The 14,387-nt window shown below is 64.8% G+C and carries 10 protein-coding genes; 3 read left to right on the top strand and 7 right to left on the bottom strand.

Features of this window, described 5'->3' with window-relative positions; genetic code table 11:
* Positions 1-78 precede the first annotated feature (78 nt).
* The 7 genes from APH34_RS14240 to APH34_RS29550 form a co-directional block, all read right to left on the bottom strand.
* Positions 79-381 (bottom strand): DUF2934 domain-containing protein, encoded by a 303-nt coding sequence (locus tag APH34_RS14240; protein WP_054901673.1) that lies wholly within the window; start codon positions 379-381, stop codon positions 79-81.
* Between the two features lie 14 nt (positions 382-395).
* Positions 396-3,170 (bottom strand): malto-oligosyltrehalose synthase, encoded by a 2,775-nt coding sequence (locus APH34_RS14235; RefSeq protein WP_054901672.1) that lies wholly within the window; start codon positions 3,168-3,170, stop codon positions 396-398.
* Positions 3,167-5,236, bottom strand: a complete 2,070-nt coding sequence (gene malQ / locus APH34_RS14230; protein ID WP_054901671.1) for a 4-alpha-glucanotransferase — start codon at positions 5,234-5,236, stop codon at positions 3,167-3,169. The genes APH34_RS14235 and malQ overlap by 4 nt, the downstream gene beginning before the upstream one ends.
* Positions 5,233-6,975 (bottom strand): malto-oligosyltrehalose trehalohydrolase, encoded by a 1,743-nt coding sequence (treZ, locus tag APH34_RS14225; RefSeq protein ID WP_054901670.1) that lies wholly within the window; start codon positions 6,973-6,975, stop codon positions 5,233-5,235. Before treZ ends, malQ begins: the two co-directional genes overlap by 4 nt.
* Before the next feature lie 15 nt (positions 6,976-6,990).
* Complete coding sequence (glgA, locus tag APH34_RS14220; protein WP_054901669.1) at positions 6,991-8,550, bottom strand: glycogen synthase GlgA; 1,560 nt, start codon at positions 8,548-8,550, stop codon at positions 6,991-6,993.
* 519 nt (positions 8,551-9,069) lie between these two features.
* Positions 9,070-9,528, bottom strand: coding sequence for an SgcJ/EcaC family oxidoreductase (locus tag APH34_RS14215; RefSeq protein ID WP_054901668.1), 459 nt, complete (start codon positions 9,526-9,528; stop codon positions 9,070-9,072).
* Positions 9,529-9,618: 90 nt separating this feature from the next.
* Positions 9,619-9,786 carry a DUF6026 family protein gene (locus APH34_RS29550; RefSeq protein WP_176513693.1) on the bottom strand — a complete coding sequence of 56 codons (168 nt, stop codon included), beginning with the start codon at positions 9,784-9,786 and terminating at the stop codon, positions 9,619-9,621.
* A 164-nt stretch (positions 9,787-9,950) separates the two neighbouring features.
* Between APH34_RS29550 and gnd the strand changes: the two genes are divergently transcribed.
* Genes gnd through APH34_RS14200 form a run of 3 tightly spaced genes read left to right on the top strand, consistent with a single transcriptional unit; the run spans position 9,951 to position 14,309 of the window.
* The gene (gene gnd / locus APH34_RS14210; protein ID WP_256215656.1) at positions 9,951-10,970 is read left to right on the top strand and encodes a phosphogluconate dehydrogenase (NAD(+)-dependent, decarboxylating); all 1,020 of its coding nucleotides are present in this window, start codon (positions 9,951-9,953) and stop codon (positions 10,968-10,970) included.
* Positions 10,967-12,472: a glucose-6-phosphate dehydrogenase gene (gene zwf, locus APH34_RS14205; RefSeq protein ID WP_054901666.1), complete on the top strand. Its 1,506-nt coding sequence runs from the start codon at positions 10,967-10,969 to the stop codon at positions 12,470-12,472. The genes gnd and zwf overlap by 4 nt, the downstream gene beginning before the upstream one ends.
* Positions 12,473-12,509: 37 nt before the next feature.
* The gene (locus APH34_RS14200) at positions 12,510-14,309 is read left to right on the top strand and encodes a glycoside hydrolase family 15 protein (RefSeq protein ID WP_054901665.1); all 1,800 of its coding nucleotides are present in this window, start codon (positions 12,510-12,512) and stop codon (positions 14,307-14,309) included.
* The last annotated feature ends 78 nt before the right edge of the window (positions 14,310-14,387 follow it).

Genomic DNA, 14,387 nt, shown 5'->3' with positions numbered 1-14,387 from the left:
CCACACAAACCCGCTGTCATCAAAGGATCACCGGTGTATCTGTGGGGCCGCCTTGTCGGCGATAAGGCCGCTACAGGCTCAGTCTGCGGCGGTCTTTTTCACTGCACTGGGCTTTTTCGCAGCGGCCGGTTTCACACCGGGCAACGCTGCTGCCTTGGGCTCGGCAGGCGCCTTGGGCTTGGCGGCTGCCTTGGGCTGTGCAGACGTCTTGGGCTTGGCAGGTGCCTTCTTGCGCGGCGCAGCCTTGGGTGCCAGCGCTTCGGCCTCGGCCAGCTTGCGGGCCATTTCCCAGTGGCGTTCCTCCTCGCCCTCAGGTTTACCTTCCGACTCCCAGATCTGGTAGGCGAATTCGCGGATTCGTTTCTCATCGACACTCATCATGACGCTCCTGATGCTCAAGATTGTTGTATCAACACATTGACCGGAAATTCCGACAGCACGGCGCTTAACATCAGCTCCTTTGAAGGGCTGACCGCAGCGCTGGGAAAAAGTCCCGTCGAGTTGGCAGGCGACAAGGCAAACGGCAAAATCACCCGGGTATCGTCCCAGTTCTGTGCCGGGATCAACGGTATGGAGGCGCCGCCCAGCAGGCCGCTGGCCAGGCGCGGGGCAACAACGATGGCGCGTTCGCCTTCACCCAGGCGGGCAAAGGCCACTACTTTGTCGGCGTGCCGGCCCTGCACGCTCAGCGGCAGGTAGGCACCGCGCCGGAACAGTTCGGCATGCGCCTGGCGGCAGTCCAGCACCCGCGAAACCAAGGCCTGTTTGATACGGCCGTCGCGCCAATGCGTGAGCAGCTCGGTGGGTGGCGTGGCGTCGTCCAGGGTGCGACGCCTGCAAGCGTAGTCCACAGGGCGACGGTTGTCCGGGTCGACCAGGCTGAAATCCCAGTACTCATTGCCCTGGTACAGATCGGGCACGCCAGGCACGGTCATGCGCAGCAGCGCCTGAGCCAAGCCATTGACGGCGCCGGGGCAGGCAATCAACTGCGCGGCATCGGCCAGTGACTGGCGCAGTTGCTGGTTTTCGCGACCGAGCAACACTCCATCGATGTAGGCTGCACAGGCGCCTTCATAGGCCTCATTCGGCGCGCTCCAGCTGCTGCGCAGCTTAGCCTCGCGCAGCGCCTTCTGTTGCCATTGGCGGATACGTTCGGCGTACTGCTGCAAGGCGTTGGCGTCGTTCAGGTCGAGCGTCAGGGGCCAACTGCCAAGCAGCGTCTGTAACAGCAGCAATTCATCGCCCGGGCTCGGCGCCAAGCCATCGTCCAGCTGCGCGCGCAGGGGGGCGGCCAGCTCGCGCCAGTGCTCCACCCGGCTGGCGAACCAGGGACCGCGCTCACTCAACACCGCCAGGCGCGCACGGGTGTCCTCGCCGCGCTTGTGGTCATGGGTAGCGGTGGCTAACAGGTTGTCGGGGAAGTCACGCAGGCGCCGCTGGGCTTCGTTGTGGAAATACTCGGGGCCGGCACTGAAGCGCTCGGCCTCGAAGCCGACGTCGTTGCGCGACAGCAGTCGGGCAGAGCGGTAGAAGCTGGTGTCTTCCACAGCCTTGGCGGCGCTGGGCGCAGTGAGCTGTTGAAAGCGCACGCAGGCATGGCGCAGGTGCTTGCGTGGCCGGCCCGGTGGCAGCGAGCGCCAAGGTTGGCCACCCAGCCATTGTTCGAGCTGCTCGAGCAGTGGCCAGTCGGCTTCAGCGAGGTCCTGGCGGGCATTGCTCAAGGCCTGCTGGAAGAAACGTTCATCCTCTGCCGGGCGGCCGCAGGCATTGAAGTAGGTGCGGTACACCGGGTAGTGCGCAACCAGCGCCTGTAATGCACGGCGGATGGCGCCGAGGGTCAGGTCGCGGGTCATCAGGTCGTCGCGCGCCACCTGCAGCAGGGCCTGGGCCACCGATTCGCAGTCGCCGGCGAGGGTGCCATTGAGCACCAGGTGGCGGGCCAGGCGTACCTCTTCGGCAAATGCCGGGCGCTCGCTGACAGTGGCCCACAGTTCGCTCAGCGGCGCTTCGCCCGCCGGGTCGTGCTGCAGCAGCGACACCTGGTTCATGAACTCGTAGCCGGTGGTACCGTCGGTGAGCCAGTCACGGTGCAGGTGTTCGCCGCTGCCCAGGATCTTTTCCACGTAAATCGGGAAGTGCTCCAGCGCCGCCGCCAGGGGGCGCCGGGCGGGCAGGCTATCGACCCGCCGGCGCAGTTTGCGGCAGTAGCCGCGTGGGTCGGCCAAGCCGTCGATGTGGTCGATCCGCAGGCCGTCCACCAGGCCGCGCTCGATCAGCTCGAACAGCTTGGCATGGGTGGCCTCGAACACCTCCGAGCGCTCCACCCGCAGGCCGCCCAGTTCGTTGATGTCGAAGAAGCGCCGCCAGTTGATGTCGTCGGCGGCCGTGCGCCAGCTGGCCAGGCGGTAGGTCTGGCGCTCGAGCAGCAGGTGCAGGCGTTTCAGGCCGTTTTCGCTGCGGCTGTCGAAGGCCACCAAGGCAGACGCCAGGTCGGCGCCTTCGCCTACCAGGCGCGCCAGCTCGGCCTGCAACGGCACCGCCGCAGCCAAGGGCTCGGGCGCGTCGCCCAGGGCAGTGAAATGCTCGGCCAGGGCTTGCAGCGCGGGCGTGGGGCTTAGTGACAGGATCCAGCCGTAATCGATCGGGCAGATTGGAAAACGGTGCTCGTAGTGGGCGACCTGCAGCACGCCGTGCTCGGCATCGAACTGTAGCGGGATATCGCCGTTTTTCAGCGCTGCACCGTAGTCGCTGCCAAGAAACGGCAACAACAGCTGGCCAGCCAGTAGCGGGTCGCTGGAGTGCCACTGGATGTCGAAGAACGTTGCATAAGGGCTGCGTCGCCCCCAGGCCAGCAGGCTTTGCCACCACGGGTTATCCGCCCCCCCCACCGCCATGTGGTTGGACACGGTGTCGAGGATCAGCCCCATGCCGTGCTGGCGCAAGGCAGCGACCAGGCGTTGCAGGGCCGCCTCGCCGCCGAGCTCCGGGTTGACCTGGGTAGGGTCGACCACATCGTAGCCGTGGCGCGAACCTGCGCGGGCCTTGAGCAGGGGGGAAGCGTACAGGTGGCTGATGCCCAACTGGGCGAAATAGGGCACCAGGGGCAGGGCATCGTCGAGGGTGAAGTCACTGTGAAGTTGCAGGCGCAGGGTCGCGGTCAAGGGTTTCATCGGTCACGCTCCCAGGCTTGTTCGCGCGCTTGGGCCAGCAGCTCCAGGCGGCGCGCGGCGTCTTCATCGTCGAGCAGTTCACGGGCTGGCACGGCAAAGCGTCGGCGCCAGTTGGGGTGGCCCTCGGTGGTGCCGGGCAAGTTGGGTTGCTCGTCGTTGCCCAGCAGGTCTTCCAGCGGAATCAGCACCAGCGGCGCGCGGGTGTGGCCGACGTAGCGGATGGCAGCATCGATCAAGGCATCATCGTCCGGTTGTGGGCCATAGTTGCTTTCCAGGGTGCGGCGCAGGCCGTTTTGCTCGGCCTGGCGGGTTTGGCGCCAGTGTTGTTCGGTGGTGGTGTCGATCAGTTGCAGGCGGTGGCTCCAGTCAATGTCGCGGCTTTGCAGCCAGCCGGCCAGAGGCGCCAGGTCATGGGTGCCGGTGGTGGCCAGGGCGTTGTCTGGCCAGTCCAGAAGCGGTGTGAAGTGGCCGGGCTGGGTTTGTTCGAAAGGCAGTACGCGCATGCCCAGCACGGCCTTGTCTGCCAGTTGTTCCCGCAGGCCTGCCGGCACCGTGCCGAGGTCTTCGCCAAGGATGATTGCCTGGTGGCGTACCGACTCCAGGGCCAGCAGGCGCAGCAGGTCTTCCAGCGGGAAGTTCAGGTAGGCACCTTCGCTGGGCTTGCAGCCGCGCGGGATCAGCCACAAACGGCGCAGGCCCATGGCGTGGTCGATGCGCAGCCCACCGGCATGGGCCAGGTTGGCCCGCAACATTTCAATGAATGCACGGTAGCCGTTGCGCTTGAGGCCTTCGGGGGAGAATGCGCAGATCCCCCAGTCTTGGCCTGCGCGGTTGAGGATGTCGGGCGGGGCGCCGACCTTGAGGTTGGCCAGCAGCTCATCCTGACGGCTCCAGGCCTGGCTGCCGGCACCGTCGGCACCCACCGCCAGGTCGGCGATCAGGCCCACCGCCATGCCATTGCCGCGTGCGGCCTCCTGAGCGCGCTGCACGCTGCGTTCGCTTAGCCATTGGCAGAACGCATGAAACTCTACCTTGGCCGGGTGGCTGTTGGCGAAGGCCTCCACCTGCGGGTGGTATGGGTCGTGCCAGGCGCTGGGCCAGTTGCGCCAGTCGGCCCCCAGGCCGTGGCTCACGGCGTGGGCCTGCAGCACTTCGAAGCGGCAATGGTGCTCCAGGGCCTGGCCGCCCGCCTTGCGAAAACTGTCGAAGTCTTTGCGTTGAGGGTGGTCGCCCTGGCTGAAGTCCTGGTACAGCGCCTCGAGCAGGCGCAGGCGGGCATCGGCGGCCTGAGGCCAGTCAACCAGCGGGCGCTGCTCCAGCGCTTCGAGCAGTTGCTCAAGCCCGCAGCTTTCGATCGCCATGCGCACGGCGCGCTCGCCCAGCACTGCGGCGGGGCTGGCGTAGAGGGTGTTGAGCAGCAGTCGGCTGGAGGGTGAATAGGGGCTGTAGTGCTGCTGGTCGACCATCGACAACGCATGGATCGGGCTGATCGCCAAGGCATCGGCGCCGCGCTCGGCGGCGCTGCGGGCCAGTTGTTCCAATGCCAGGCAATCGCCATAACCGCCATCGCCTGGGCGGCGCAGGCTGTAAAGCTGGACCGCCAGGCCCCAGCAGCGTGGGGGGGATTGCTCGACGGCATCCTCCAGGCTGTAACAGCGCTGCGGGGCTACGGCCAAGGTGAACGTGCGGCCTTCGATCTGGACACGGTGGTAGCCCACTGGCAGATCACCGGGCAGGCGAGCCTGGGTGTCGAGGGCGAGCTCCCGTACGCTTTCATCTTCCAGGGTGCAGCGCACGGTGGCGCCTGGGCTGAAGTAGCGCGCCAGCGCCACTGGCCTGCCCAGGTCGGCGGTCAGCAGCGGCGGCAGGTGTTGGCTGTCTTCGGCGGCCTCGACGCTTTGCAGGCTGGCGCGCAGGGCGCTGTCATCACTGGCCGGATGGCCCAGCCCCTCGAGTACCTTGCGCAGTACCTCATCGGTTACCTGTTGGGGTCGGTCGTTGGCGTCGATCCAGTCGCGGGCCAGCCCGACGCGGGCGGCCAAGCGGTGCAGGGCGTTTTCGCTCATGGGCTCTCCTGGCCAGGTGCAAGCAGGCTGATCACGCAGCTGTACGCGGACAGTGCGGTGTCGGGGTGCTGGGTGTCGCTGCTGTCGAACAGGCGGTGCTCGGCAGCGGGCAGTGTCGTGGGTTGCGGCGTGGCGGCCAGGTTCAGGTCGATGCGCAGCACAGTGCCGTTGCCAAGGCGCCAACGTGCGCTCAGCGCCTTGTCGCCCAGCACCTGGGCGCCCAGGGCGCGGCTGCCGGGCAGGTGGGGGATGACATGCTGCCGGCGCAGGTCGAGCAACTGCTGATAGAGGCCGTGCCAGCCGGCGATCACCTCTTTGCGCTGGGGCCTGGAGGCTTCGAAGGTCTGCTCGGCATTGGGGTCGGGGATGCGTTCGCGCTGTTCAGGGTCGGCGAATGCCGCGAAATGGGCGAACTCGCCGCGCCGGCCTTCGCGCACGGCATCGGCCAGCGCGTCGTGAAAATCGGTAAAGAACAAGAAGGGCCGACAGCTGCCATCGTCATCGCCCATGAACAGCAGCGGGATCATCGGCGACAGCAGCAACAGGCCGGTGGCCGCTCGCAGGGCTGCAGGTGGGCACAGGCGGGTCAGGCGTTCGCCCAGTGCGCGGTTGCCGATCTGGTCGTGGTTCTGCAGGAACAGCACGAACGCGCTGGGCTCGAGGTGCCCACTGGGCTCGCCGCGCGGTATGCCGTGGCGGTTGGCTTGCCCCTGGAACACGAAGCCTTCGGACAGGCAGCGGGCCAGCTTGTCGATCGGCTGCACCTGGTAATCGGCGTAGTAGCCTTCGGTTTCGCCGGTCAGCAACACGTGCAGGGCGTTGTGGCCGTCGTCGTTCCACTGCGCATCAAAGCCCTGCTCGAGGAGAAACGCCTGGTTGTGTTCGTTTTCCAGCACCAGCCACACGTGCCGCCCAGGCTCGACCGCCGCACGTACCCGCTGTGCCAGTTCGATGAGGAAGTCAGGTTGGTCGATGGCATGCACGGCGTCCAGGCGCAGGCCATCGCAGCGGTAGTCGCACAGCCACATCAGGGCGTTCTGGATGAAGTATTCGCGCACTTGCGGGCGACGGAAGTCGATGGCTGCCCCCCAGGGTGTCTGCCGGTCTTCACGGAAGAACGGGCTGGCGTACTGGTGCAGGTAATTGCCGTCGGGGCCGAAATGGTTGTACACCACGTCCACCAGCACCATCAGGCCCTGGCCGTGGGCATGGTCGACCAGCGCACAAAGTTGCTCGGGGCTGCCGTAACTGTGTTGTGGTGCATAGGGCAGCACACCGTCATAGCCCCAGTTGCGTTCGCCTGGGAACTGCCCCAGGGGCATCAGCTCGATGGCGCTAATGCCTAACTCGGCCAGGCGTGGCAGGTGGCGGGCAACGCCTTCGTAACCCTCAAGCACGCCGACGTGCAGTTCCTGGATCACTGCCTCGTGCCAAGGCCGGCCCTGCCACGGGTGTTGCCAGGCGTAGGCCTGGGTGTCCACCACTTGGCTGGGCCCCTGCACGCCCTCGGGCTGGTAGCGCGACGCTGGGTCGGCCACCTGCAGCGTGCCATCGATACGGTAGTGGTAACGGTCACCGGCCTGACACGGAGCGACCCCCGTGTACCAGCCATCCTCTGCGGGCAGCAACGCGATGGGCGGTTGCTGCTCCAGTTCCAAGCTCACGCTGCGCGCATCGGGCGCCCACAGGGCGAAGCGCGCCGACGTGGCGTCCAGCAGGTGTGCGCCATGCCTGTGCATCTTCGATTCTCCTGCTCAGTAGTGGCTCAGCTGTGTCTGCTTGACCAGGTCCTCGTAGAGGCGGGCATAGGGTTCGACCGCCTGGCACCAGTTGAACGGCTGGGTCATCGACAGGCAGCGCATGGCATTGAGCAGGTTTTTCTTGCCGTATACATAGAAGGCGCGGCTCAGCGCTTCGCGGTAGCTCTGCACCGTGGACTCGTCGAACAGGAACCCGGTAACGCCATTCTCGATGGTGTCGGCCAGCCCGCCGGTGTTGCGCGCCACCGGCAATGAGCCAAAGCGCTGCGCATACATCTGGCTCAGGCCGCAGGGTTCATAGCGTGACGGCATCAGCAGGAAATCGCTGCCAGCGAACATGCGCCTGGCGTCGGTTTCGTTGAAACCAATACGCACACCGATGCGGCCTGGGTGGCGCACCGCCAGCTCACTCATGGCCTGTTCTTCTTCCGGCTCGCCCCGGCCAATGATCGCGATCTGCCCACCTTGTTCGACGATGTAGTCCGCCACGCCCAGGGTCAGGTCCAGCCCTTTCTGGAAGACCAGCCGCGAAACCACCGCGAACAGCGGGCCTTCGGACGGCTCAAGTTCGAACAGGCGGCGGACCTCCTCGGCATTGCGCGCCTTGCCCTCCCAGTCGTTGATACTGAAGTTGTGCTGCAGGTGCGTGTCGGTGGCCGAATCCCAGCTTTCGTCGATGCCGTTGGGGATGCCACCGAGCAGGCCTTGCTGGGCCTTGCTGGCCAGGAAACCGTCCAGGCCGCAGCCAAATTCGGGCGTGGTGATTTCGCGGGCATACGTGGCGCTGACCGTGGTGATGTGGCTGGAGTAGGCCAGGCCTGCCTTGAGGAACGACAGCTTGCCGTAGAACTCCATGCCTTCCTGCTGCATGGCATGGTCAGGGATCGCCAGCTCCGGGCTGCAGCCGCGGCTGTACACGCCCTGGTAGGCAAGGTTGTGAATGGTGAACAGGGTCGGCGTGTTCAGCCCGCGCCAGTGCATGTAGGCCGGGGCCAGACCGGCAGGCCAGTCATGGGCGTGGACCACTTCGGGCTTCCAGTGGATGCGGCCTTCGCCGGCGGCGATTTCGGCAGCGGCCAGGCCCAGGCGGGCGAAGCGAATGTGGTTGTCGGGCCAGTCGCGGCCATTGTTGGCGCCATAGGGCGAACCATCGCGCTGGTACAGCTCGGGGCAGATCAGCACATAGATGACCAGGCCGTCGGCCATGTCCATGCGGCCGATCTTGCACGGTGGCAGGGCGGCGTGGCCACCGAGTTCACCGACGATATGGATGGGGTTGTCGCTTTCCATTACCTGGCGGTAGCCGGGAATCAGCACGCGGACATCGTGCAGGTGCGCCAGCGCCCGTGGCAATGCCGCGGAAACATCGCCCAGGCCCCCGGTTTTTACCAGGTCGGCGATTTCGGAGGTGACGAACAGGATCTTGCGCTTGTTGGGGTTGTGCTGACGCTGGGCGCCGGGTGCCTTGCCTGTCGTGGCGAAATCCGGGGTAAGCGGTTCGCGGTTGTCCGGTTTGAATGACTCTACGTGAGGTTCGACAGCGGCACTGATCATACTTCTCTCCGTCCCTATTGTGTTGTCCGGGTGCGGGCACCCGTTGCTCTATTCGTGTTGGTTATCTCTGCTTCGTCTGTTCGTCGTGCGGTCCTTGCCCCAGGGTCGTGCGCGCAGGCACAGCGCTATCGGCATTCCGGCCGAAGGCGATTGGACAGATTGGGGTGGCGGGGCTCTAGCGAGGGAAGTCCCTTAGCCTTGGCCTACTTATGTTGCTGACCTGCCACCGTTTGCAAAAGTTCGACTTATTTATGTCGCTTCTTCCTTGAGCAAATGGCGGGCCGAAAGCTGAGTGTAGGAGAGCCGGAGATAAAGATGTGACCCGCTGGTCACTTTCGTTATGACGCGAGATAGACGCAAACGTTGGCGTGTGTGACGGGATGTGAAGGCGGTGTTCAAGCACGGCTCGCGGGCGACATTGCTGTGCGCATTTTTGTGGCAGGGGGTGTTGCTTGCACTGTCAGGGTGCGGCTGAGCAGGCGGGTGACGGCCCAAGCCCGTCACCCTGGCGACGCGTGGCTAGGACTGAGGCAGCAATGAGGAGTGATGGTGGTCGATCAACCAGGCTTGGCCATCCCAGCGGTAGATAAAGGTGTACCTCGCCGCTACCTGTCGACCGGTGGAGGCGAAATCGAAGGTGTACAAGCCGGCGAGGGTGGCCGTGTCGCAGCCACGCTTAAGGTGATGGCTGTTTAGCTTGCCGCTAGGGCGATCAGCAAGGAAGTGGCTGAAATAGTCGACCCGCTCAGCCTGGGTTAGCCGAGGCGCGTTCGACACCGTAGGCAACAGTACCGCGTCGTGCTGATAGAGCTTGGCCACCTTCAACGGGTCGCCGGTCTTGAGGCTGGCATTCCACTGCTCGAACAGCCCGAGCGCGTCTGCCTCGTTCAACATTTGACAGGGGTGCGGCGTAGCTGCCTGCGCAGGCACGGCAACCACGAGTAGCGCTGCTGGGATGAGGTATTTTAAGGGGAACATGCTGGCATCCGTGGATGCAGGCACCGGGGTGGGCCTGCGGCGCGCTCCAAGGTAAAGAGGGCGCCGCGCGTCAACGAGTGGGCAAATCGTTCAGTAGCTAACGGACTTTTCACCACGGTTGGCTTGCTTGAGCATCAGGGTGAGACGCGCTACTTGTTGTAGCAGCTGTTCACGCTCCTCCTTCAGTTTACGCAGTTCATCACGGCGTACGGAGACATAGAGGGTCTGGGTAGGGGTGGCAGGCATCAAGGTACCCATGGATACACCTCGCAGTTTTGGCTGGTGACAGTTAAAGCGTAGACACTTCACGCGGCGCGCATTCTGAATTCTTTCGCTGCCCATGGGAACTTTTTTGTTTAACGTTGTCGCGCCGTCCGTCGCTGAACCCTCAGGCGGCGCGCTGGACTAATCTGAAACGCTGACTGTGTTGTCATTCATTTTCAAGGGAGCATCGGCTCATGCAATTGGGAATCGTCGGGCTGGGCCGCATGGGCGGCAATATCGCAAGGCGCCTGATGCGCGCCGGTCACCGCACCGTGGTCCATGACCGCAACCGTGAAGCCATTACCGGGCTGGAAGGCGAGGGCGCACAAGGGGCGCATGACCTGGGCGCGCTGGTGCAAAAGCTCAAGGCGCCGCGTGCGGTGTGGGTCATGCTGCCGGCTGGAGAACCCACTGAACAGACGATTGCCCAACTGGCCGAGCTGCTCGAGCCGGGCGATGCGATCATCGACGGCGGCAACACCTTCTACAAGGACGACATGCGCCGCGCCGCGCAGTTGGCCAAGCGTGGGTTGCACTACCTGGACGTCGGCACCTCTGGTGGCGTTTGGGGCCTGGACCGTGGCTACTGCATGATGATCGGCGGGGAGAAGGACGTGTTCGAGCGCCTGGAGCCGCTGTTCAAGGCCCTGGCACCGGGCGTAGGTGACATTCCACGTACCCATGGCCGCGAAGGTGAGCACGACCGCGCCGAACACGGCTACATCCACGCCGGCCCGCCCGGCGCCGGGCACTATGTGAAGATGGTGCACAACGGCATCGAGTACGGCCTGATGCAGGCGTATGCCGAAGGCTTTGACCTGCTGCGCAGCAAGGGGGGCAATGAGTTGCCCGAAGACCAGCGCTTCGACCTGAATGTGGCCGAGATCGCCGAAGTCTGGCGCCGTGGCAGCGTGGTCACGTCCTGGCTGCTCGACCTCACCGCCGACGCCCTGGCGGCCGACCCGCACCTGTCGCAGTTCAGCGGTTCGGTGTCCGACAGCGGTGAAGGCCGCTGGACCATCGACGCCGCCGTCGAGCAGGCCGTGCCGGTACCGGTGCTGTCCAGCGCGCTGTTCGCAAGGTTCCGCTCGCGCCAGCAGCAGGGCACTTACGGTGACAAGGTGCTCTCGGCGATGCGCCTGGGCTTTGGTGGCCACGTCGAGAAGAAAGGCCAATGACCAAAAAGACCATTCCCGCTGCACCGCCTTGCACACTGTTCCTGTTCGGCGCCAATGGTGACCTGGTCAAGCGCTTGCTGATGCCGGCGCTGTATAACCTCAGCCGCGACGGCTTGCTTGACCGCAACCTGCGTATCGTGGGCGTCGACCACAACGCCGCCACGGCAGAGGCGTTCGCCGAGCGCCTGCATGCGTTCATGCGTGAGCGTGACAAGGGCGGCGAGGGGGCCTCCCGATGCGTGGACGACAAGGTGTGGGCACGCCTGGCCAAGCGGCTGGACTACCAGACCGGCGATTTTCTTGACCCTGCCACCTATACGGCGCTGGCCCAACGCATCGACAAGACCAGCCACGGCAACGCGATCTTCTACCTGGCCACCTCACCACGTTTCTTCCCCGAAGTGGCGCAGCGCCTGGGCGATGCCGGCCTGCTCGATGAATCGGCCGGCGGTTTTCGCCGGGTCGTGGTGGAAAAGCCTTTCGGCACCGACCTGGCCAGTGCCGAGGCACTCAATGCATGCCTGCTGAAGGTGATGAGTGAGCGGCAGATTTACCGCATCGACCATTACCTGGGGAAGGAAACCGTACAGAACATTCTGGTCAGCCGTTTTTCCAATGGCCTGTTCGAATCGTTCTGGAACAACCACTACATCGACCATGTGCAGATCACCGCCGCCGAAACCGTCGGCGTCGAGACCCGCGGTGCGTTCTACGACAACACCGGGGCGCTGCGCGACATGGTGCCCAACCACCTGTTCCAGTTGCTGGCGATGGTCGCTATGGAGCCGCCCGCGGCCTTTGGCGCCGATGCCGTGCGCGGTGAGAAAGCCAAGGTGATCGGCGCCATCCGCCCCTGGTCGGCGAAGATGGCCCTGAAGAACTCTGTACGGGGTCAGTACACGGCTGGCAAGCAGGGCCGCAAACACTTGGCGGGGTATCGCCAGGAAGACAAGGTCGCGGCCGACAGCCAGACGGAAACCTATGTTGCGCTCAAGGTCATGATCGACAACTGGCGCTGGGCCGGCGTGCCGTTCTACCTGCGTACGGGCAAGCGCATGAGCGTACGCGACACGGAAATCGCCATCTGCTTCAAGCCCGCGCCTTATGCGCAATTTCGCGAGTCGGAGCTTGAGCGGCCCAAACCGAATTACCTGAAGATCCAGATCCAGCCCAACGAAGGCATGTGGTTCGACTTGCAGGCCAAACGGCCCGGGCCGGAGCTGGTGATGGAAAACGTCGAGCTTGGCTTCGCTTACAAGGACTTCTTCAAGATGCCCCCGGCGACCGGTTACGAGACCTTGATTTATGACTGCCTGACGGGCGACCAGACCTTGTTCCAGCGGGCCGACAACATCGAGAACGGCTGGCGAGCAGTGCAGCCGTTTCTGGATGCGTGGGCCGATGGGGGAGACGTGCATGAGTACCCGGCGGGCGAAGATGGGCCAGAGGCTGGCCATGAGCTGCTGACCCGCGACAAGCGTGAATGGCACAGGTTGGGGTGACAGCACCGGCCTCTACTTCATCAACCCAGGAGACTGCATGCCCGCCCCTATCGAAGACTACGCCTTGCTCGGCAACTGCCGCAGCGCCGCCCTGGTCAGCCGTGATGGCTCCATCGACTGGCTGTGCCTGCCGCGTTTCGACGCCCCAGCGGTGTTCGCCGCGCTGCTGGGCAACGAAGAGAACGGTCGATGGCGGCTGGCCCCCAGCGACCCGGTCGAGCACACCCAGCGCGCCTACCTTGATGACACCCTGGTACTGGAAACCACTTGGGTCACCGCCAGCGGCCGTGCCCGTGTGCTGGACTTCATGCCCGTGCAGGGGGACATCAACTCGGTGGTGCGCATCGTCGAGGGTGTTGCTGGCCAGACCAACTTCGAAATGGACCTGGTGCTGCGCTTCGACTACGGCCGCAGCGTGCCCTGGGTGGAAAAGCTCGACCCTCTGACGCTCAGCGCCGTTGCTGGCCCCGACTGCCTGGTCATGAGCAGCACCGTACCCTCGCATGCCCGCGATCATCACACGGTGGCCCGCTTTCGGGTCGGGGCCGGTGAACGCCATGTGTTCAACCTGCGCCATCAGCCTTCGCACCTGCCGGTGCAGCCTGACTGCGATGTGGAACAGGCCTTGGAGCACACCATCAGCCAGTGGCAGGCCTTTGCTGCGCGCTGCCCGGAGGTGGGGCCTTACAGCGCCCAGGTGCGCCGTTCCCTGATCACCCTCAAGGCCATGACCTACGCGCCCACCGGGGGCATGGTCGCTGCGGTGACCACGTCGTTGCCCGAAAGCATCGGCCACGAGCGCAACTGGGATTACCGCTTCTGCTGGTTGCGCGATGCCACCATGACCTTGCTGGCGTTCATGAACCTGGGGTACTTCGAGGAGGCGCAGGCCTGGCGCGAGTGGTTGCTGCGGTCGGTGGCCGGCAACCCTGAGCAGATGCAGATCATGTACGGCCTGGCCGGTGAGCGCGACCTGCAGGAATACACCTTGCCGTGGCTGCCCGGGTACGAGCACTCCCAACCCGTGCGCGTGGGCAATGCCGCTGCACAGCAGCGGCAGCTGGACATCTACGGCGAACTGGCCGACGCCATGAGCCAGGCCATCAAGGGCGGGCTGCCCCGACACCCGCGCAGCGCTGCGATCTCGCGCCTGATCCTGCCGTACCTGGAGCGCATCTGGCGCGAGCCGGACGAAGGCATCTGGGAGGTACGCGGTGGCCAGCAGCACTTCGTGCACTCGAAAGTCATGGCCTGGGTGGCCTTTGACCGCTCGGCAGGGCTGGCAGACACCACCGAAGAAGGCCGTGAGCGGGGCCAGCACTACCGCAAGGTGGCGGATGAAATCCGCCGCGAAGTGTGCGAACACGGCCTTGACGCCAGCGGCCAGTATTTCGTCCAGGCCTATGGCGCCAACGAGATGGATGCCAGCCTGCTGCAGATCGCCCTGACCGGTTTCCTGCCGGTCGAGGATGAGCGATTCCTGCGCACCCTCGAGCAGATCGAGCAGCGTCTGTTGAAGAACGGCTTGCTGCTGCGCTACGACACCGACACCTGCAGTGACGGGCTGACACCCGGAGAGGGCACGTTCCTGGTGTGTTCGTTCTGGTTGGCCGACGTGTATGTGCTGCTGGGGCGTCAGGACGAAGCCCAGGCGCTTTACGAGAAACTGACCGGTCTGTGCAATGACGTGGGCCTGCTGGCCGAGCAGTATGACCCGGCCGGCCGGCGCATGCTCGGCAACTTCCCCCAGGCATTCAGCCATGTCGGCATCATCAATACAGCGTTGAACCTGTACCGGGCACATTGCCCGGTACGGGACCGGGCGACGTGTGGCTGAGTGCAAAGAGGGCGTGATGCCGGGCGCCACTTATGCTATTTCAAGGCGAACAGATCAGGGCCGTTGAGGCGGCCCATC

The organism is Pseudomonas sp. NBRC 111131 (assembly GCF_001320525.1).
Classification (GTDB): domain Bacteria; phylum Pseudomonadota; class Gammaproteobacteria; order Pseudomonadales; family Pseudomonadaceae; genus Aquipseudomonas; species Aquipseudomonas ceruminis.
The sequence above is the reverse complement of the archived record's forward strand: the minus strand, read 5'-3'. Positions and strand labels throughout refer to the sequence as shown.